This is a genomic window from Kitasatospora sp. Ki12 (genome assembly GCF_054601375.1).
In genome coordinates this window covers 1050858-1071341 of the sequence record NZ_BAAIHT010000002.1, presented here as the reverse complement: position 1 = coordinate 1071341, position 20484 = coordinate 1050858, and the positions used below count along the sequence as shown (strand labels likewise).

Genomic DNA, 20484 nt, shown 5'->3' with positions numbered 1-20484 from the left:
CGGCACAAGACCCCGGCGCCCGCGGCCTTCGAGGAGGCCGCGGGCGCCGGGGTCTTGTGCCGGGGTGACCGCTCACGCGCCCCGCGGGGCCCGGGCCGGTCGGGTGGCACGGATGAGCCAGAGCGTCGCGGCCACGCACAGCGCGGAGACCGCCCCGAGCACCAGGGGCACCGAGCGCACGCCCAGCGACTCGATGGCCTTGCCGAGGGTCGGCCCCGCGACGACACCGCCCACCATGGAGGCCGCGATCACCAGCGCGCCGGCCCGGCGGGCCCGCGGCGCGGCCCGGTTGAGCCAGGGCAGCCCGGTGGGGAAGATCGGCGCGATGAACAGGCCGACCCCCGCGTAGGCGTACGGGGCGATGTCCCGTACGGACGCCAGCAGGAGACAGACCGTCATCCCCGCGCAGGAGACCGTGATGATCGCCTCGGCGGAGAAGCGCAGCGTGATCGGGGCGACCAGGAACCGTCCGACGGTCATCATCAGCCAGTAGACGGAGGTGGCGGTGGCGGCGAGCCCGGCACCGTAGCCGACCGTCTCCAGGTGGGTGGGCTCCCAGCCGCCGACACCCGCCTCGATGCCGACGTGCAGGACGTACAGGGCGACGAAGACGGCCAGCACCGAGCCCAGGCTGCGGCTGAGCGCGCTTCCGGTGGCCTCGTCCGGGCCGGCGCCACCGGTCTGCTGCGGGGCCCGGTCGCGCACACCGCGCAGGCACAGCAGCAGCGGCAGGTTGGCCGCGGCGAAGACCAGGAAGAGCGCGGGGTAGTGCTCGGCGCCGACCGCGCCCACGAGCGCGGGGCCGAGGATCGCGCCGATGCCGAAGTGGGCGTTGAGGACGTTCAGCATCGCCGTCGAACGGTGGCCGAAGCCCACGGCGAAGAGCTGGTTGAGGCCGTAGTCGATCCCGCCGAAGCCGAGCCCGGCGAGCAGTGCCATCGCCAGGGCGAGCGGCCAGCCGGGGGCCAGGGCGAACCCCGCCGCGCCGACCGCCATCAGCAGGTAGGAGGCGCCGAGGATCCGGCGGTTGCCGATCCGCCCGAACAGCCGGTCGAAGAGCAGCACGCCGGCGACACCACCGACGAAGTGGGCGCTCAGGCCCAGTCCGGCGGCCGCGGGGGAGAGCTGGAAGTCGGCCCGGAACGCGGGGATCGTCGGCCCGTACAGCGCCTGGAGCGCGCCGATGAGCACGAATCCGGCACAGGAGGCCACCGTCGCCGCCGGGCTGAACATCCGTACGGGGGCGGCCGGGGCTGCCGCGACGCGCTGGGCGGTCGGTTGGTCGGTCACGTGCTCTCCAGATGACGGGCCACGATCTCGTGGGCGTAGGACATGATCGTTCCCTGCGGACTGATCCCGGGAGCGCCCGGCAGGACGCTCGCGTCGCAGAGGTGCAGGTTGGTGAAGCCGTGGGGGCGGCCGCGGTCGTCGACGACCCCGCCGCGCTCCGGCAGGGCCATCGGGCAGCTCGCCATGCCGTGCACGGAGACCGGCTCCCAGTCGCCCGGCCGGACCCGCGCGCAGTACTCCGCCGCGTCGGCCTCCGAACGCAGCGGCGGGGCCGAACTGGTGGGCGGCAGCAGCTCCACGGCGCCCGCGGCGAACAGCAGCCGGGCGGTGCGGCGGAACGCCAGGCGCATCAGGTCGTGGTCGGCACCGGTCAGGCCGTGCCGCAGCAGGGGCGAGCCGCCGAGGACCGCGCTGATCCGCGCGGTGCCCTGCACCCGCACCTGCGTGGTGAACATCCCCAGGTGCGCCCGGGCGGCGAGCAGGGCGGCGACCTGGCCCGGGTCGCGTCCGGCGAGCGCCGCGCCCAGTCCGCCGGGGGTGACGTTGGACGGCATGACGAGCACGCCCAGCGCGGAGTGCTCCTGCACCTGGGCGGTGAACATGGTGCCGCGGGTGGCGTCCACGGCCCGGGGGAAGCGGGCGACGGTCCGCAGGTTGAGGTGGAGCGCCAGCCGGCGGCCCGCCGCCCGCCGGTGGATCCCGCTGCGGCGCAGCAGGGTGGGGGTGCCGACCGGACCGGCGGCGACGAACACCGTCCGGGCGCGGTAGCGCACCGGCCGTCCGTCGGGGCCGGTCGCCGCGACGCCGAGGGCGGTGCCGCCGCCGTCGTGGAGGATCCGCTCCACCCGGACACCGGGTTCGATGACGGCGCCCAGGGCCTCCGCGTCGGGCAGGTAGCTGAGGGCCATGCTCTGCTTGGCACCGCTCGGGCACCCGGTGGCGCACTGGTTGCGGTGGCGGCAGCCCCGCACCACCCGCTGGGGGTGCTGCCAGCGCCAGCCGAGCGAGGCGGCGGCCTGCGCGAGCAGCCGGGAGTCCGCGTTGCCGTCGCCGTGCTCCTGCACGATCATGCCCAGCCTCTTCCGCACCCGCGCGAAGTGCGCGCCCACCACGTCGTCCCGGTAGCCGCCGTACCCGCTCCAGGTCGCCCAGCGGTCGAGGAGGGCCGCCGAGGGCTGCCACAGCAGACCGCCGTTGACCACCGTGGTGCCGCCGACCACGCAGGCCTCGCCGTAGGCGATCGGCGGTGTGCCGAGGATCGCGGTCGCCCCGCCGTTGCGGTAGAGGCGGCGCATGGACTCGGCGGGTGCGGCGGCCGCGAGGTCCTCGGTGCTGACCCGGGGCCCCTCCTCCAGTACGGTCACCTCGCGGCCGGCGGCGGCCAGTTCGCGCGCGGCGACACTGCCGCCCGCACCGGAGCCGACCACCAGGACGTCGCAGTCGACGTCGGCTGCGCCGCTCACCGCAGTGCCTCCCGGGAGGCCGGTCCGTCCAGGGCGCCGTACAGGGCCAGTGCCGTGGTGGCCCGCAGGACCTCGGCGTACCCGGGGACACCGCGCAGCCGCGCCAGCCCGGCCCGCAGCTGTGCGGGCGAGGCGCTCCGGGGGAAGCGGCCGGACACCGCGAGGAAGGCCGCGGGGAACAGCCGCAGGGCCACCGACAGGCCCCAGCGCTGGAGGGCCGGGGCCCGGTCCAGGCTCTCCGCCGTGTGCCGGACCGCCTCGCGCAGCGCGGCCGGGGACCGCAGCGGCGCGAACTCGACGGCCCAGCAGCGGGGCAGACCGGAGGCCCGCAGGGCGGACGCGGTGCCGGTCATGCGGACACCTTCTCCTTGACCAGTCCGGCGAGCAGCCGGGTGGCACCCCGGGACAGCACCTCGTCCAGGGCGGTCAGGAACAGGTCCACCTCGTCCGGCTCGGCCACCAGCGGCGGCGAGGCGATGAGCGCGATCGAGCGGTTCGAGCCGAAGAAGGTGAGCACGCCGTGGTCGCGGTAGAGCGCGGCGATCACCGCCGCGGTCAGCACCTTCGACATGGCCTGCGGGTCCTTCGCGGCGGCGGTCGGCAGCTTGGTCCGCACGCTCTCGGGCAGCTGCGGACCGGGCGTCAGGAACACCCCGTGCAGCGCGCCCCGGCCCCGGACCTCCCGCACCAGGCGCGGGTGCCGGGCGGCGATCCCGGCCAGTCCGTCGCCGAGGCGCTCGCCCAGCTTCCGCGCGCGCCCGGGGAAGTCCTCGTCGACGGCCACGGCCACCGCCTCCAGCGCGGTCGCGGTCTCCTCGCCGAAGCCGTAGTACGTCGTGCTGTGCAGCGTGGCGTCGGCCAGGTTGTCGTAGGCGCTGCGGAAGATCCGCTCGCGGGCGATGTACCCGGAGATCGACGCCTTGCCGCCGCCGAAGGACTTGGACGTGGTGACGACGTCGGGGACCAGACCCGGGTGGTGCAGGAAGTGGAAGAGCTCCCCGGTCTTGCCCCAGCCGGTGTAGACCTCGTCGAAGACCAGCACGATGTCGCGCTCGGTGCACAGCCGCCGCACCGCGCGGAGGAACCCGGGCGAGCACTCGCGCAGGCTGGAGGCGCTGAACGGCTCCAGCACCACCGCGTACACGTCGGACTCGCCGGCCGACGAGGTGTGGCGCTCCAGGGCCAGCAGGAAGGAGTCCAGGTCGTCGTAGGTGAACGCGTCCGTGCCCGGGATCTGCGGGTACGGGAAGTGGACCTCGGGCGAGGCCGTCAGGCTCCCGGCTCCCAGCAGCTTCCCGTGGAACGCGATGTCGCTGTGGAGCACGGTGCCCCGACGGCCGCGGTGGTACTTGTAGGCGAGCTTCACCGCGCCCTCCACCGCCTCCGCCCCGGAGTTGGGGAAGTAGCTGATGTTCAGGTCCTCCGGCAGCAGCTGCGCGAGGTTGTGGCCGAGCGCGGCGACGTACGGGGAGAGGTAGTTCTTGTGGACCTCCATCCGCTGCGCGTCGAGGAAGCGCCGGCGGGCCGCGAGGATCCGCGGGTGGTTGTGGCCGTGGTTGAGCACGCCGACCCCGCCGGTGAAGTCCAGGACGCGCCGGCCGTCCCGCAGGTGGATCCAAGCGCCCTCGGCGTGGTCGACCACGTCCCGGCCGAAGCCGAAGGACCCGATCAGGGAGACCTGGCTGCGGCTGACGTACCGTCGGTACAGGTCGTGGACCTGCTCGGCGGTCATGGCCTCGGCCTGGTCGACGGTCAGCAGTTCAGGCATGGTGACTCCCGGAGACGGTTTCGGGGGCGCGCTCGGCGGCGAGGCGGTCGAGGACGAGCCGCCCGGCGCGGCGGCCGTCGCGGACGGCGTAGTTGGTGCCGCGGTCCTCGGGGAAGACCTGGGCCATTCCCGCCAGGTACAGTCCGCGGATCCCGGACTCCACCGGGGGCATGGTGCGGGTGTAGCCCGGGGTGATCACCGGCTGGGCGTACGGGGCGCGCCAGACGTGGTAGCGCTCCACCCAGCTCTCCCGGAAGTCGGGGAACATCCGCTGGATGAACGGCAGGCTGTAGCGGAAGACCTCCTCGTCGGACATCCGGTACAGCTCGGCGTCGGTCGGCAGGTACTTGGACAGGTAGACCACGTGCCGGCCGTCGTACCGGTCGGGGTGGTCCAGGTTGGTGTGCTCGATGACGCCGACGTAGGGGAAGCCCGGGTCGTTGACGTTGAGCCAGTACGTGTCCGACAGGCGGCGGTTGTTCTCCAGCACCAGGCAGACGTTGCCCAGGTAGTCGACCGCCGACCAGCTCCGGCGCAGCTGCGCGACGCGCGGGTCGTCGGCGTCCTGGTGCCGGACCAGTGCGGCGGCCGTCGGCGGGGCCACGGTGACCAGGACCTGGCGGGCGCGGTGGAAGACCCCGCCCGCGGTCACCCCGTCGACCCCGGACCCGCCGACGTGGACGGCCTCGACCTCGGTGCCGGTGAGGATCTCCGCACCCAGCGACTCCAGCCGGAGCCTGAGCGCGTCCAGCAGCGTCTCGCAGCCGCCTTTGAGGTAGTACAGCGTCTCCTTGCCGGACCGCGAGCGGCTGCCGCCGCGCAGGTGCAGCTTGGTCCACATCCAGGTGGCGCCCACCTGGGACGCGTAGTCGCCGAACTTGCCCTCCAGCAGCGGGCGCCAGACGGTCTCGTAGACCCGGCGGCCGCCCAGCGACACCAGCCACTCCTGCGCCGTCAGCGATTCGAGGTCCCGCCAGTGCTTCACCCGCCGGGCCCGCAGCGCCAGCAGGCCGAGCCGCAGCCGGTCCACCAGCGGCAGGGGGGTGAACCGCAGCAGGTCCAGGGGGGCGGACAGCCGGTACACCGAGTTGGCGTAGTAGACGCCGGTCCGGGTCTCATGGGCCTCCAGCAGGTGGGACAGGCCCAACCCCGCACAGAGCCGGACCATCTCCTGGTCGGAGTCGAACCAGTGGTGGTAGAACCGCTCCAGCCGCCTGCCCTCGCCCACGTCGAAGCTGGCGGCGAGCCCGCCGACCACGTCCTCGCGTTCGATGACGCGCACGCTCCGGCCCTGGGAGGCCAGTTCGAGCGCGGCCGACAGGCCGGTGAAACCGGCTCCGACGATCACCACGTCCACCGGCGCGGCCGGCGACGCGTTCTGCTCCGTTGTCGTGGTCACAGGGCGACACGCTCCTCAAGGTGTACGGATCCGCTGATCGCTTCGAGTCGTTCACCGACCACGTAGTGGGGCCGGCCCCTGACCTGGCGGAGCACCGCGTCCAGGTACTCCCCGACCACGCCCAGGGCCAGCGCCTGGACGCCGAACGCGCCGGAGGCCGCCAGCAGCCGGACGTCACGGCGCACGGCGGCGGCGGTCGCCCCGCCCACCAGGGCGAGCGCTCCCACGTAGGCGGGCAGACGCAGGGGGAGGGAGGAGTTGGCCAGCAGACCGTTGCGGGACAGGGCGAGCATCTTGCGCAGGGTGTACTTCGACGCGCCCGCGTACCGCGCGTCGCGGTCGTACGGCACGCTGGTCTCCGGCAGTCCGAACCAGCTGACGGCACCGCGGAGGTAGAGGTCCTGTTCGAGCGAGACCGACAGCAGTTCCACCAACTCCCGGTCCATCAACCGGAAGTCGCCGGTGTCCAGCTCGGGCGGCCGGTCGGAGATCGCGCCGAGCACGCGGTAGAACGCGGCGGCGGTGGCTCGCTTGAAGACGGTCTCGCCCGCCCGGCTGCGCCGCCGGGCGGAGACGACCGACCAGCCGTCCCGCCACAGCGCGGCCATCTCGGCGATCACTTCCGGAGGGTCCTGCAGGTCCGCGTCGATGACGACGACGGCGTCGCCCCGGGACTCGCGCAGTCCGGCCAGGCAGGCGCTCTGGTGGCCGAAGTTCCGGCTCAGCCGCATCGCCCGGGTGGAACCCGAGCTCCGGGCCAGTGAGTTGATCAGATCCCAGGTGCCGTCGGCGCTTCCGTCGTCCACGTAGATCTGCTCGCAGTCGAAGTCCGGCAGACCGTCCAGGACACGGCTCAGGCGATCGTGGGTGTGCGCTAGCACCTCGGCTTCGTTGTAGCAGGGTACGACGACGCTGAGCAGCGGTCGCCGGCTGTCGAAGACACGGCGTTTCGGTAACACGGCACTCCTTAGGGGAGTTGGTGTGTGTCGGTGGGTGGTCGAAGACGTCGGGCTTCTCGTGGGTCCGCAGCGGGGGTTGACCGGCGTTCAGATCTTGTCCCCGTGGACTTGTTAACGCTCTCAGCGCCTCCACCTGCGACGCAAGGTGATACGAACTATTCGAGTGAGTCGTGTAGCTGTTTGAGTCCACATGTGAGCGTTAACAACTCATGTTCCGGAATGGGGAGTCGAAGGCGTCGAACCCGCAGCGTGGGCGCGATCCGGGCTCGCCCCCGGCGGCCCTGTCCGGGCGGCCGGTCGCGGCGTCGGCCCGGTCCGGGGTGCCGTTCCGTCCCGCCGTCGATCGCCGGGTCGAACATCCCCGCGGCGAAGCGGTCTTCCCTGGTCGCCGAACCGGGCCGAGGGGCCTCGCATCGCGCCCTGACCCGGGGCGCGCGCGTCGGCGCGGGCCGGTGACGTCTCGGCGGCACACCCTGGCAATGTGGCCGGAATCCATCGGAAGCACTTGTCACGTCCTTTGCGGGTGGGTCTTCCGTTCCCGCAGGCTTCGGGCGCGATAGTGCACCGATACATCCCATGTATGCCGCCGCAGGGCCGGTCGGTCGCCCCCCATCGTGCGATACGTCATCAGAAACTGTCGAACCTCTGGACAAACGCCCGACCTATGCGCCTTAATCCATCCCATGTCATGGACGCCTCCGGTGGTCACCTGTGCGGATCCACAGGCGGTTCGCCGCAGCGGTGACCCGTCCGGCACGCCCGTCTCCGGTCTCGGCCCGCACCACCGGCCAGGCCGTGCCGGGGACGGCCGGGAGCGACGCCTCGACAGAACCCACCAGCTGCCGACGCGTGCCGACCGGCCGGCATCGGCTCGATGTCCCGCGTGATGTCCCGCAGGTCAGCCGGCACCAGGCGGTGACCGAGCCGCGCCGGAGCACGTGCTCACACGAGAGGTGAAACCCCTTGTCCCACAGTCCCGCACGCGACGACCGGCCGGTCAGCCGGTGGCGCACCGCAGTCGCCGGGTTCCTCGCCCTGCTCGGCGCCTTCATGGCGGTGCCGCCGTCCGCCGCACAGGCCCAGGCGGCCTCGGTGGCCTTCACCCCGGGAGCGATCCGCACCGACCAGAACGGCAACGCGCTGCAGTTGCACGGGCTGGGCATCGTCAAGGTGGGGAGCACCTGGTACGGCTTCGGCGAGGACAAGACCGGCGCGACCTCGGCGGACACCTCGTTCCTGGACATCCCCTGCTACACCTCCGACGACCTCGGCACCTGGACCTACCGGGGCGTGGCACTGGCCAGGCAGAGCAGCGGCGATCTGGGGCCGAACCGGATCGTCGAGCGGCCGAAGGTCATCTACAACGCGTCGACCAGGACGTATGTGATGTACCTGCACATCGACAACGCCGACTACTCCGACGCGAAGGCCGGCGTGGCCACCAGCAGCACCCCCTGCGGCCCGTACGTCTACCGGGGCAGCTTCCGGCCGCTGGGCAACGTCAGCCGTGACCTGGGTCTGTTCCAGGAATCCGACGGCACCGGCTACCTGCTGACCGAGGACCGCGACAACGGCGGCCTGCGGATCGACAAGCTCTCCGCCGACTACCTCTCGGTGGACAGCGCGGTCGCGCTCCTGGGCGGCGGCAGCATCGAGTCCCCGGCCATGGTGAAGGTGGGCGGTACCTACTACATGCTGGGGTCGCACCTGTCGGGCTGGTACCTCAACGACAACGTCTACGCCACCGCCACGTCCCTGCGCGGACCGTGGTCGTCCTGGCGGGACCTGGCCGCCCCCGGCACCCACACGTACGAGAGCCAGACGGCCAACATCATCACCGTCCAGGGCTCCTCGGGCACCTCGTACATCTATGCGGGCGACCGCTGGAACACCGGCGACCTGGGCAGTTCCAAGCTGATCTGGCTCCCGCTGACCATCCGGGGGACGACGGTCAACCTCGGCCAGTACCCCGCCTGGTCCCTCGACACGGCCGCGGGCACCTGGTCGGCCGGCAGCGGAATCCCCGCCGCCGGCACGTACACCCTCACCAACGCGGCCAGTTCGATGCTGCTGGACGTGTCCGGCGCCTCCACCGCCACCGGGGGCGGGGTCGTCCAGTGGCCGTCGACCGGCGGTGCCAACCAGAAGTGGAAGCTCACCTGGGTGGCGGACAACATCTACACCCTGACCAGCGTCCACAGCGGGCTGTGCCTGGACGTCCCCGGCTACTCGACCACCAGCGGCGCACTGTTGCAGCAGTGGACCTGCAACGGCGGCGTCAACCAGCAGTGGGCGCTGGACCTCACCGGCGGCCCCACCGGCGGCACGTACGTGCTGGTCGGCGTCGGCAGCGGCCTGACCATCGGCACCGGCGGCTCGACCACGCAGGGAGCGGTCGTGGACCAGGAGACCGGCGGCAGCGCGAGCGCTGCCGGCGAGAGCTGGACCCTGTCCTGACCTGCCGACAGCAGCGGGCCCGGCCGGCGACCGGTCCCGTCCGGGGAGTGGCCCCGCGTACCGGGCCAAAGACGCCGACGACATCAACCCCATTGTCCAACGACGAACGGTAAGGATCCACGGTGCCGGATTCCATCTCACGCAGATCGGTGCTCACCGGTATGGCGGCCCTCACGGTCGCCGCCACGGTCGGCTCCGTCGCCATGACGACGCCCGCGTACGCCGCGGCGGCCGCCGACCCGCTGCCGCTCCCTCCCCTGCGGATCCCGCAGGTCGACCTGGGGATCGAGCAGCAGCCGGACTCCAAGATCCAGTGGCTGCAGGACGCCAAGCTGGGCATGTTCATCCACTGGGGGCCGTACGCGGGTCCGGCCAACGGCGAGTGGTACATGCACAGCGCCGCGGTCACCCCGGAGAACTACAAGAAGTACGTCACCGACGCGACTCCCCAGCAGTTCACCGCCGACGCCTACAACCCGGCGGCCTGGGCCCAGTTGGCGAAGGACCTCGGCGCCAGGTACGCGACGCTGACCACGCGTCACCACGACGGCTTCGCGCTGTGGCCGCTGAACCACCCCAACGCCTGGAGCTCCGGGCAGGCGCCGCTCAACCGTGACTTCGTCAAGGACTACGTCGCGGCGGTGCGGGCGGCCGGTCTGAAGGTCGGCCTGTACTACTCGCCGATCGACTGGCGCTACCCCGGATACTACGACGTGACCGGCACCAACTGCGCGACCAACCCCTGGGGTTACACCACCGACGCCGCGCACAAGGAGAACGCGCGGATCATGAAGACCGAGGTGTACCAGTCGGTCAAGGAACTGGTCACCCAGTACGGCGTGATCGACGACCTGTGGTGGGACGGCGGCTGGATCGCGGAGCAGGGCACCGACGCGTCCGGCGCGTTCTTCTGGGAGCCCGGCCGGTTCCGCGACGGCGCCAACCAGTGGCAGGTGGACGCCACGTACGGCGAGACCGACGACAACGGCAGGCCGCTGGGCCTGATGGGCATGGTCCGTAAGCACCAGCCCGACATCGTCGCCACCTCGCGCTCCGGCTGGAAGGGCGACTACGACAGCGACGAGGGTCCGGGCGTCCCGACCGGGGCGATCCGCACGGGCCGGCTGGTCGAGAAGGTCTTCAGCGTCGGAGGCACCTGGGGCTACTCCGGCAACTCCGCCATGAGCTACGACACCGCGATGAGCATCCTGGTCAACTGCTGGGTGCGGAACATGACCGTGATGGTCAACGTCGGTCCGGACCGGCACGGCACCGTCCCCGACGCCCAGGCCGGCCTGCTGCGGCAGATCGGCACCTTCATGGCCGCCTGCGGCCAGTCCGTCTACGGCACCCGCGGCGGCCCGTGGAACCCGGTCGACGGACAGTACGGCTTCACGTACAAGGACGACACCGTCTACGTCCACCTGCTGTCCGGCTACAACGGCACCTCGTTCACCACCCCGGCGGTCGGCGACGCGAAGGTCACCCGGGTGTTCGACGTACGGTCCGGCGGGAACCTCTCCCACACCGTCGGCACCGACGGCCGGGTCACCGTCACCGGCGTCGACCGCACGGCCCACCCCCAGGACAGCGTCATCGGCGTCGTCCTCGACCGGAGCGTGCAGCCGTCCGACATCGCCGCCGGCAGGACCGCGACCTCGGACAGTGAGGAGAGCTCCAAGGGAAACACCGCGGCCAGGGCGGTCGACGGTTCCACCGCCACCCGCTGGTGCGCGAACGACGGCAGCACCGGGCACTGGCTGAAGGTCGACCTCGGCTCGACCCGTTCGCTGACCGGTACCCGGATCGCCTGGGAGCTGGACCAGACGAACTACCGGTACAAGATCGAGGGTTCCACCGACAACAGCACGTGGACCACCTTGGCCGACCTCACCGCGACGACCGGCACCGGCCAGGTCCAGGTCGCCCAGTTCCGCACCCAGGCACGGTACGTGCGGGTCACTGTCACCGGGCTGCCGACCAATGTGTACGCGTCCATCCGCAACCTGGAGGTCTACGACCGGCCCTTCGGCGGGGACCCGGGCACCTTCAGGCTGGTCAACCGCGGCAGCGGCAAGGTGCTGGACGTCAGCGGGGCCTCCGCCTCCGACGGCGCCCTGGTCGTCCAGTCGACCTGGAACGGTGCCGCCAGCCAGCAGTGGAAGCTGGTGCCCAACTCCGACGGCTCCTACCGGCTGTCCAACGCGAAGAGCGGCAAGGTCCTCGACAGCCCCGGCAACTCCGCCCAGGGTGCGAACCTCGACCAGTGGACCGGCGACAGCGGCGACAACCAGTCGTGGCAGCTCGTCCCCTCCGCGACCGGCGGCTACTACCGGCTCGTCAACGTCCGCAACGGCTGGTGCGCCGACGTCAAGGACGCCTCCACCGCCGACGGCGCTCCCGTCGTCCAGTGGCCCACCAGCGGTGGCGCCAACCAGGACTGGCAGGTCCTCACCCTCTGACGGACGCCTCCTCCGCCGAGTCCGCCGGCACCGGTGCCGCTCCCCACCGGTGCCGGCGGCGTCGTGTCGGCGCCGCCCCGGTGTCGCACGGGCGCCGACGGGCCGTCAGCGCCCGAGCAGTGTGGCCTCCACCCCGGCGAGCAGCAGCGCCAGACCCCCCTCGAAGCCCGCGTCGAAGTCCTGGAACATCACCCGGCCCGCCTCGGCCAGCGGGCCGTTAAGTACACGCTGGGCGCACCGGCTACTTAACAACGTTAAGGGGGTTGTCGTGACCACTCACGGCACGCACACGGACGTCCTGATCATCGGGGCCGGGCCCACCGGCCTCGCCCTCGCGCTCGACCTCGCCCGGCACGGCGTCTCCGCGCTCGCCGTCGAGCGCGGCCGGGAGCTCTTCCCCGGCTCGCGCGGCAAGGGCCTGCAGCCGCGCACCCTGGAGGTCCTCGACGACTTCGGCGTGCTCGACCGGATCCGCGCGGTGGCCGGCCACTACCCGCCCAACCTGTTCTGGAAGGACGGCGAGCCGCAGGGCGAGCAATCCATGTACGACCCGGCCGAACCCTCCGAGGCCGAGCCGTACACCGAGACGCTGATGCTGCCCCAGTGGCGCACCCAGCGGATCCTGTACGGGCGGCTGCGCGAGCTGGGCGGCGAGGTCGCCTTCGGCCGCGAACTGGTCGGCCTGGCCCAGGACGAGGAGGGCGTGACCGCCGAGTTCGCCACCGGCGAGCCGGTCCGGGCCCGCTACCTGGTCGCGGCCGACGGCGGACGCTCCACCGTCCGGCGGCTGCTCGGCATCGGCATGACGGGGGAGACCGTCGACCCCGCCCCGATGGTGATCGCGGACGTGCGGGTGACCGGACTGGGCCGCGAGCACTGGCACGTGTTCCAGGCCGACGAGGGCCTGCTGGCGATCTGCCCGCTGGGCGGCACCGAGGACTTCCAGCTGGTCGCCGGGTTCCCCGAGGGCACCGCCGTGGACCTCACCCTCGACGGCCTGCGCGACGTCGTCGCCGCCCGCTCCCACCTGACCGCCGGGCAGGTCACCGAACTGCGCTGGATCTCCGAGTTCCGCCCGCGCGCGGCCCTCGCCGACCGCTTCCGCGCCGGCCGGGCCCTCCTCGCCGGGGACGCCGCGCACATCCACTCACCGGCCGGCGGGCAGGGCCTGAACACCAGCGTCCAGGACGCGTACAACCTGGCCTGGAAGCTCGCCGCCGTCCTGGCCGGGCGGTCGGACCCGTCGCTGCTCGACACCTACGAGGAGGAGCGCCGCGCCACCGCGGCCGCGATGCTCGACCTGTCGACCCGGGTCCACCGCGGTCAGCAGCGCCGCGGCCGGGCCACCCAGCAACTCGGCCTCGGCTACCGGGAGTCCTCGCTTGCCGTGGACACCCGCCCGGACCTCCCGGAGGACGCGCTGCGCTCCGGCGACCGCGCCCCCGACGGCCGCCGGGGCGGCACCCGCCTCTTCGACGCCTTCCGCGGGCCGCACTGGACCCTGCTCACGGTCGGCCTCGACGGTCCCGGCCGTACCGACGCCCCGCTGCCCGCTGTCACCGCCCCCGTGGTCCGCATCCCGGCCTACGAGGCGTACGGGACCGGCGTCTTCCTCGTCCGCCCCGACGGCTACCTCGGCTGGGCCGGCCGCACTCCCGACGGCCTCGCGGACTACGCGGCCCGCCACGGCCTGCTCGCCGGCTGAACCCTCAGACGCCCCACGCGGCGCCGCAGGTGAGCGTCGTCGTCGAGGCCGGTTCGCGCCCTTGCGGCCGGGGGACGGTCGCGGTGACCCTTGGGTCCAGTGGCAGCCGGAACAACCGCGCGCGCCCTTCCTCGCGGCACCCCCTTCCCCGAAAGGGCCTCGCATGCCCCAGGACACGGCGTTCACCCTCCCCTTCCGGGCGGAGACCAGCCCGGACGCCGACGCGGCGCGCCACCGCAGCCTCCGCTGGAGCCGCCGGCAGGGGCTCGTCGCGGACCCGGTCGACGAGGCGCGCTTCCTGCGCTGGGACATCGCCGGGCTGATGGCCGGCTGGAACCCCCGGGCCGTCGGGGAGCGGCTGGACCTGACCGTGGACGCCGTGGTGGTCGCCACCTTCCTCGACGACCACGTGGACGGCCCGCCGGCCGACCGGCCCGACCAAGTCGCGGCCGTCTGCGCGGAGTTGGCCGACGTCATCGCCACCGGCGGACAGCCCCCGGAGGGCGCCGGGCCGCTGGTCCGGGCGTTCGGCGACGTGTGGCGCCGCCTCGCCGACGGCGCCTCGCCCGCCTGGCTGGAACGCACCGGGCAGCACTGGCAGTGGTACCTCGACGCCTACGTCCAGGAGGCGCGCAACCGTGCCCGCCGCCGGGTCCCGACCCGCGCCGAGTACATGGACCTGCGCCGGCGGTCCGGCTTCGTCTACGCCATGATCGACCTCAGTCAGAAGGCGTACGGCTTCGAACTCCCGGGCCGGCTGGCCACGGACCCGGTGGTGCGCCGGATGCTCGACATCACCGCGGACGTCGTCGACACCCTCAACGACGTGCACTCCGTGGAGAAGGAGGAGTCGCGCGGCGACCTCCACAACCTGGTGTTCGTCATCGAGAACGAGCCGGGCCGGGACCGTGCCGACGGCCTCCGCGAGATCCAGGGCATGGTCAGCTCCTGGGCCGAGGAGTTCCTCGCCCTGGAACGGCGGCTGTCGAGCGCGGTCGGGCTCCGGGACGCCGACACCGCCGAGCGGATCGTCGACTGCATGCGCACGGCGATGAGCGGCTACCTGGAGTGGAGCAGGACCACCCGGCGCTACTCCCACCCGGTGCCCGCCGACGAACCCGCCCTCGCCGTCGACCCGGTGAAGCCCGACCGGACGGTTCGCTAGTGATCGGTATTCCGTAGAACCACACAGAAGTGATCAGCTTTTTGGTGCCGGACGTCCCGCAGGGTGAGCGGGCGTCCGGCACTTCTCGTTCGTACGGCGAGGTGTCGCACCGGTTCTCGCAGGTGTGCCGGGTGTCTTGACTTCGCCAGGGGGTCCTGACACTGTTTGTTCGAAGTTGCGCAATATTGGTCAGTGTCAAGCAGATTCGCAACGACCTTGTGCGCACCCGGCCGCCCCCACCGCCGATGACGGCGCGTTGCCTCCCGGGCGGCTCCCCCCACCGAATCAGCGGCGCCCACGCCGGTGAAGGAGTACCCGTGCCCACACCCCCACCCCGACGACTCGTCACCCTGCTGACGGCCGCGGCCGCGCTGCTGGCCTCCGCGACCGCCTCCGCCCTTCCCGCCGCCGCCGTGTCCCCGGCCGCCGCACCCCCGACCGCCGCACCCCTCGCGGCCGCACCCCCGGCCGGCGCCCCCGCCGCCGCGCCCTACACGGTCACCGTCGGAGCCCCGACCCCCTACGCGCACCCCACCGACACCCCGGCCGTCCCGTACCTCGACAAGGACGGCACCTTCTGGTTCCAGCAGTCGGCCGCGCTCTACGGCAAGAACGACCCGCGCTACTGGGACTTCTTCACCGGCACCGACTTCGACACCGCCGCCCGGTCCGCCGCGGTCAGCGACGCCGTCAACCCGGCCGACCCGAGCGACCGCAACAACGACACCACCGCGCGCTGCGACAACAGCCCCACCGGGCGGGAGGCGACCGCCGCCGGCGGCGGCAGCGGCTACGCGCAGAAGAACTACTGCGACCTGTCCGGCGTCTGGGTCGACCCGGACACCGGCGACTGGTACGGGCTGGTGCACAACGAGTTCACCCCGCAGCCCTTCGGCGACGGCCTCCACTACGACGCCATCGACTACGCCGTCTCCACCGACCAGGGCCGGACCTGGAGCATCAGGGACCACGTCATCACCTCCCCGTACAGCACGAAGCGGGGCGACACCGCGCAGTTCCCGAACCAGACCTACTCCTACGGGGACGGCGACCAGCGGCTGCTGGCGGACACCGCCTCCGGGTACTTCTACGTCTTCTACGGCTCCCGGATCGTCGACAAGAGCGGCGGCTGGAAAGCCTTCCACGAGCACGTGGCCCGGTCGCCGATCGCCGCCAAGATGGCGCCCGGCTCGTGGCAGAAGTGGTACGACGGCTCCTGGTCCCAGCCCGGGAAGGGCGGCAGGGAGAGCAACACGGTGCCGGTCGACGCGGCCCACCCCGACGGCTACACCCCGGCCGGGGACGAGTACGACCCGGCCGACACCGGCACCGCCGCCGAGCAGATCGCGGCCGGGACGATGCCCCCGACCTCGCCGCTGTTCGTCATGGACGTCACGTACGACGCCTACCTCGGGCTGTACATCGGCGAGCCGCAGGCCGTCGACCAGAGCGGAAACGCGCCCCAGCAGTACTACGCCACCGCGGACCTGGCCACCCAGAAGTGGGTGCCGATCGGCGACACCGGCGGCTACCACACCGCCTCCTGGTACCGCTGGTTCCTGGACGGCGCCAACCGGACCGGCTCGGCGATCGTCGGCAAGACCTTCCGCTCCTACTGCGCCTTCGGCTGCTCCGGCGGCGCGTCCGGCGAGTACGTGCCCGTCACCATCGACTCGGCGTCCCCGGCGCGGCCGCCCGTCGACCTGAGCCGGACCTACCGGATCGCCAACGCCGACGGCCGGGTGCTCGCCCAGGCGGACGGCGGCCAGGCCACCACCTCGCTGGCGGCGCCGACCGGCGGAGCGCGGGAGTCCTGGACCTTCGCCGCCGACGGCGACGGGTCCTACCGGATCACCAACGCCGCCACCGGGCAGCTGCTCGGCGTCGACTCCGCGACGAAGGGCGGCCGCGCCTGGGGCGCCCGGCCCACCGTCGGCGCGGCCGCGGCGGGCGGGCCGAGCGTCGGTCAGCAGTGGTTCCTGCTGCCCGGTACGGCGCCCGGCGGCGGTGCCACCGGGTCGCTGCGGATCGTGAACCGCTACAGCGGCCTGGCTCTCGGCCTCTCCGGGTCGGCCGGCCGGCTCACCGAGACCACGCCGAACCGCAGTTGGACGGACGCCGGCGGCAGCGCCGTGGGCGGCGGGCGGACCGCCGCCGAGCAGACCCTCACACTCACGGCGACCGGTACGGCTCCCGAGACCGTCACGGTGACCGGCCCGGGCGACCAGACGAGCGCGGTGGACGCGGCCGTCTCGCTGCGGATCACCGCGAGCGACTCGGCCGGCCGGGCGCTGACCTACACGGCGACCGGCCTCCCGGCCGGACTTGCCATCGACTCCTCGGGCCTGATCACCGGGAAGCCCACCGCGCCGGGCTCCAGCACGGTGCGGGTCACGGCGAGTTCCGGTACGGCGACGGGGTCGGTGAGCTTCACCTGGGCGGTCACCACCCCGCTCGAAGGCACCCGTACCGTGGTGGCGGCCGGCCGGGCCCTGGACGATCCCGGCCACTCCACCACCCAGGGCACCCAGCTGGTGACCTGGAGCCCCAACGGGGGAGCGAACCAGAGCTGGGTCTTCACCCGGCAGAGCGACGGCAGCTACCGGATCGTCAACGCCGAGTCGAAGCTGTGCGTGGACGTCAGCGGCGGCTCCACCGCGGCCGGCGCCCGGGTGATCCAGTGGGCCTGCACCGGCGGCGCCAACCAGCGGTGGACCGCCACCCCGGCGGCGGGCGGCGGCTACACGCTGTCCTCGCAGCGCAGCGGACTGCTGCTGACCACCGCCTCGACCGGGGACGGCGCGCTGGTCACCCAGCAGCCCGACACCGGCTCGGCCCTCCAGCGCTGGACGATCGGCTGAGCCCGGGGCGGGCGGGTGAGAGACGCCCGCGCCCGGTGTGACCTCGCGGGGCCCCGCGGAAGACGTCCGTGGGGCCCCGCCAGGCCGTGGCCGGCGATTGATTCGGCCAGGACCTGAACAAATAGCGCTGAAGCAGCGTCCGAGCCGCTCGGGCGCGGTTCTGGCGCCGCTCAGCCGCGGTTCATCGCGCGCACCGGGTCCCGATAGACGGCGTCGAGGGCGAGCAGCGCGGCCCCGCGCGCCGTCCCGGTCAGGCCGACCCGGGACAGCACGATCTCGCAGCCGCCGGCGTTCGGCGCCATCACCCGCTCGTGGACCTGCGCGGTGACGCCGTCCAGCAGGTACGCGCCGAAGTACGCGAAGTGCCCGCCGAGCACCACCAGCCGGGGGTTGAGGATGTCGACCAGCAGGGCGATCCCGGGGGCGAGGTTGTCGCCGATGCGGCGCAGCGCGTCCAGGGTGCGGGCGTCCCCGGCCTCGGCCCGGTCGCGCAGTTCGGCGAGGCGCCGTTCCAGGTCGACCATCGGGTCCCAGACCATGTCCCCGGGGTCGGCGGCGTAGCGCAGCAGGGCGCCCCGGCCGATCGTGGTCTCCCAGCAGCCGCGCCGGCCGCAGGCGCAGAGCTGGTCGGAGGGCACCAGTTGGAGGTGGCCGACCTCGCCGGCGTAGCCGCCGGTGCCGCGCAGCAGCTGGCCGCCGGCGATGATGCCGACGCCCACGCCGGTCTGGCCGGTGACGTGGACGAGGTCCCGGACGTCGTCGGCGGAGGCCTGGACGTACTCGGCGAGCGCGCCGAGCTTGGCGTCGTTCTCCAGGTGCAGCTCGGGGGCGGTGGCGCCGAGCCGCTCGCGCAGGCGGGCGAGCGCGGGCACGTCCCGCCAGCCGATGTTGGAGGCGTAGGTGACGGTTCCGGTGGCCAGGTCGACGGTGCCGGGCGTGGCGAGGGTGGCGCCGACCACCCGCCCGCCGTCGCGGCGGAGCCGCTCGACGCCCCGGGCGATCAGCTTGGCCGTGGTGTCGAGGACGGCGTCGGGGCCGGCCGCCCGGACGTCGAACGGGACCCGCTCCTCGGCGGTGACCTGGCCCTTGAGGTCGAGGGCGAGCACGCTGACGTAGTCGACGTTGATCTCGGCGCCGATGCCGTGGACGCCGGTGCCGTCGATCTCGACGGTCTGGCCGGGTCTGCCCACGGTGCCCCGGTCGCGTTCGGCCTCGCCCTCGCGGATCAGGCCGCCGTCGAGGAGTTCCGCGGTCAGGTTGGAGACGGTGGCCTTGGGCAGGCCGGTGTCCTCGGAGATCCGGGTGCGGGTGCGGGGGCCGTCGTCGCGCAGCAGCCGCAGCACCATGCCGAGATTGGCCCGCCGGGCCGAGGAGCGGTCCCGGGCGACGGCCGGCCCGGCCATCGCCAGGCTCCGGACGCCGGTCCCCTCCAGTGCCGATGCCATCGACCACTCCTCTCGCGCCGTTCCCGTCACTGCTCTTGACTTTAGCAGGGTTAGTTCAAACAATAACCGAACGAATTAGCCGGTGCCCGATCCCGTGCCCCGATCCGTGCCCGATCCCGTGCCCCGATTCGAGCGCACCCGGCTCCAGCACCCGGTAAGTGCCCGGTTCCCCCCGCCGAGGAGACCCACGTGAAGGCCAGACCCACCACCACCCTCGCCGCCGCCACCGCCGTCCTGACGGCCACGGCCCTCCTGGCCGGCTGCTCCTCCGGCGGCGGCCAGGACTCGACCGGCTCCGCCTCCGGGCCCGTCACCCTGGAGTTCTGGGGCTGGGCCCCCGGCTACGACCAGGTGGTGGAGACGTTCAACCGGAGCCACCCGGGCATCAAGGTGACCTTCGGCAAGACCGCCTCCGGCTCCAAGGGCGGCTACACCAAGATGCTCACCGCCGCCAAGGCCGGCAACGCCCCCTGCCTGGCCCAGGTCGGCTACGAGACCCTGCCCAGCTTCGCCGCCGCCGGCGCGCTCACCGACGTCACCAAGTACACCGCCGAGGCCAAGGGGCAGTTCGCGGACTGGACCTGGCGGCAGGTCACCATCGACGGGAAGACCTACGGCGTCCCGGTGGACACCGCGCCGATGGCGCTCTTCTACCGCAAGGACCTCTTCGCCAAGTACGGCATCGACAAGCCCCCGGCGACCTGGGAGGAGTACGCGGCCGACGCCGCCACGGTGCACGCCGCCGACCCGAGCGTGTACCTCGGCGACTTCGGCAACGACGCCTACAACTACGCGGGCCTGGCCTGGCAGGCGGGCGCCCGGTGGTTCGGCACCGGCGGCGACACCTGGCAGGTGAGCCTGGGCAGCGACGCCAACAAGAAGGTGGCCGGCTACTGGCAGGACCTGCTGGACCGGAAGCTCCTCAAGACCGACCCGAGCTACGACCCCTCGCTCTACGCCGACCTGACGGACGGCAAGGTGCTCTCCGACGTCAACGCGGTGTGGAACGCCCCGACCCTCGCCGCGAGCGTGAAGAGCGGCGCCGGCCAGTGGGCGGTCGCGCCGATGCCCGTGTGGGACGCCGCCAAGCCGGTCTACGGCAACGACGGCGGTTCGGCCACCGCGGTGCTCAAGGGCTGCGCGCACGCCAAGGAGGCCGCCGAGTTCGCCACCTGGATGAGCACCGCCGCCGACAGCGTCGGGGACCTGATCAAGGTCACCGGCATCTACCCGGCCGCGACCTCCGGCCTGTCCAACCCCGCGCTCTCCCAGCCCGACCCGTTCTACGGCGGCCAGGTGATCTTCGACGTCTTCAAGGGCGAGACCGCCCACGTCGCCACCGACTGGCAGTGGGGCCCCACCATGACGCAGACCTCCACCGACCTCGCCGACGGGCTCGGCAAGGCCGGCACCGGCGGCACCACCCTGCCCCAGGTGCTCGCCGACGTGCAGGGCAGGACCGTCGCCGGGATGAAGCAGCAGGGCCTGGCCGTCGCCGGCTGACGCCCCG

General features: G+C 72.8%; 14 protein-coding genes. 6 read left to right on the top strand and 8 right to left on the bottom strand.

The window, feature by feature from the left end:
* Positions 1-72 precede the first annotated feature (72 nt).
* From ACYP53_RS22365 to ACYP53_RS22340, 6 genes are read right to left on the bottom strand one after another with little or no spacing between them, the layout of a single operon-like run.
* Positions 73-1233, bottom strand: a complete 1161-nt coding sequence (locus ACYP53_RS22365; RefSeq protein ID WP_189918929.1) for an MFS transporter — start codon at positions 1231-1233, stop codon at positions 73-75.
* A gap of 53 nt (positions 1234-1286) precedes the next feature.
* Positions 1287-2753, bottom strand: coding sequence for a GMC family oxidoreductase N-terminal domain-containing protein (locus ACYP53_RS22360; RefSeq protein WP_459648696.1), 1467 nt, complete (start codon positions 2751-2753; stop codon positions 1287-1289).
* On the bottom strand, positions 2750-3106 hold the full coding sequence (locus tag ACYP53_RS22355) for a hypothetical protein (RefSeq protein WP_189918565.1): 357 nt from the start codon (positions 3104-3106) through the stop codon (positions 2750-2752). Before ACYP53_RS22355 ends, ACYP53_RS22360 begins: the two co-directional genes overlap by 4 nt.
* Positions 3103-4521, bottom strand: a complete 1419-nt coding sequence (locus tag ACYP53_RS22350; protein WP_459648695.1) for an aspartate aminotransferase family protein — start codon at positions 4519-4521, stop codon at positions 3103-3105. Before ACYP53_RS22350 ends, ACYP53_RS22355 begins: the two co-directional genes overlap by 4 nt.
* Positions 4514-5920 (bottom strand): NAD(P)/FAD-dependent oxidoreductase, encoded by a 1407-nt coding sequence (locus ACYP53_RS22345; RefSeq protein ID WP_229928759.1) that lies wholly within the window; start codon positions 5918-5920, stop codon positions 4514-4516. Before ACYP53_RS22345 ends, ACYP53_RS22350 begins: the two co-directional genes overlap by 8 nt.
* Positions 5917-6879 (bottom strand): glycosyltransferase family 2 protein, encoded by a 963-nt coding sequence (locus ACYP53_RS22340; protein WP_189918561.1) that lies wholly within the window; start codon positions 6877-6879, stop codon positions 5917-5919. The genes ACYP53_RS22345 and ACYP53_RS22340 overlap by 4 nt, the downstream gene beginning before the upstream one ends.
* A 963-nt stretch (positions 6880-7842) precedes the next feature.
* On the opposite strand from ACYP53_RS22340, the gene ACYP53_RS22335 reads away from it, so the two are divergent.
* Both ACYP53_RS22335 and ACYP53_RS22330 read left to right on the top strand, forming a co-directional pair.
* On the top strand, positions 7843-9336 hold the full coding sequence (locus tag ACYP53_RS22335; protein WP_459648694.1) for an RICIN domain-containing protein: 1494 nt from the start codon (positions 7843-7845) through the stop codon (positions 9334-9336).
* 122 nt (positions 9337-9458) lie between these two features.
* Entirely contained in the window at positions 9459-11798 is a 2340-nt protein-coding gene (locus ACYP53_RS22330; protein WP_459648693.1) for an alpha-L-fucosidase, read from the top strand.
* Between the two features lie 105 nt (positions 11799-11903).
* Here the strand turns inward: ACYP53_RS22330 and ACYP53_RS22325 are convergent, their stop codons facing one another.
* Positions 11904-12050 (bottom strand): TetR/AcrR family transcriptional regulator C-terminal domain-containing protein, encoded by a 147-nt coding sequence (locus ACYP53_RS22325; RefSeq protein ID WP_459648692.1) that lies wholly within the window; start codon positions 12048-12050, stop codon positions 11904-11906.
* Positions 12051-12066: 16 nt separating this feature from the next.
* On the opposite strand from ACYP53_RS22325, the gene ACYP53_RS22320 reads away from it, so the two are divergent.
* The 3 genes from ACYP53_RS22320 to ACYP53_RS22310 all read left to right on the top strand — a co-directional run bounded on the left by ACYP53_RS22320 (position 12067) and on the right by ACYP53_RS22310 (position 17529).
* Positions 12067-13503 (top strand): FAD-dependent monooxygenase, encoded by a 1437-nt coding sequence (locus ACYP53_RS22320; protein WP_459648691.1) that lies wholly within the window; start codon positions 12067-12069, stop codon positions 13501-13503.
* A gap of 163 nt (positions 13504-13666) precedes the next feature.
* Complete coding sequence (locus ACYP53_RS22315; RefSeq protein WP_459648690.1) at positions 13667-14668, top strand: terpene synthase family protein; 1002 nt, start codon at positions 13667-13669, stop codon at positions 14666-14668.
* 317 nt (positions 14669-14985) lie between these two features.
* Positions 14986-17529, top strand: a complete 2544-nt coding sequence (locus ACYP53_RS22310; RefSeq protein ID WP_459648689.1) for an RICIN domain-containing protein — start codon at positions 14986-14988, stop codon at positions 17527-17529.
* Between the two features lie 170 nt (positions 17530-17699).
* Here ACYP53_RS22310 and ACYP53_RS22305 read toward each other — a convergent pair whose 3' ends face one another.
* Complete coding sequence (locus ACYP53_RS22305) at positions 17700-18974, bottom strand: ROK family transcriptional regulator (RefSeq protein ID WP_459648688.1); 1275 nt, start codon at positions 18972-18974, stop codon at positions 17700-17702.
* 189 nt (positions 18975-19163) lie between these two features.
* Between ACYP53_RS22305 and ACYP53_RS22300 the strand changes: the two genes are divergently transcribed.
* Entirely contained in the window at positions 19164-20477 is a 1314-nt protein-coding gene (locus tag ACYP53_RS22300) for an ABC transporter substrate-binding protein (protein ID WP_459648687.1), read from the top strand.
* Positions 20478-20484 lie beyond the last annotated feature (7 nt).

Excerpts from the sequence above, each read along its gene's own strand:
- ACYP53_RS22305 (WP_459648688.1), bottom strand. The coding sequence starts at position 18,974 with ATGGCATCGGCACTGGAGGGGACCGGCGTCCGGAGCCTGGCGATGGCC.
- ACYP53_RS22365 (WP_189918929.1), bottom strand. The coding sequence starts at position 1,233 with ATGTTCAGCCCGGCGGCGACGGTGGCCTCCTGTGCCGGATTCGTGCTC.
- ACYP53_RS22315 (WP_459648690.1), top strand. The coding sequence starts at position 13,667 with ATGCCCCAGGACACGGCGTTCACCCTCCCCTTCCGGGCGGAGACCAGC.
- ACYP53_RS22355 (WP_189918565.1), bottom strand. The coding sequence starts at position 3,106 with ATGACCGGCACCGCGTCCGCCCTGCGGGCCTCCGGTCTGCCCCGCTGC.
- ACYP53_RS22350 (WP_459648695.1), bottom strand. The coding sequence starts at position 4,521 with ATGCCTGAACTGCTGACCGTCGACCAGGCCGAGGCCATGACCGCCGAG.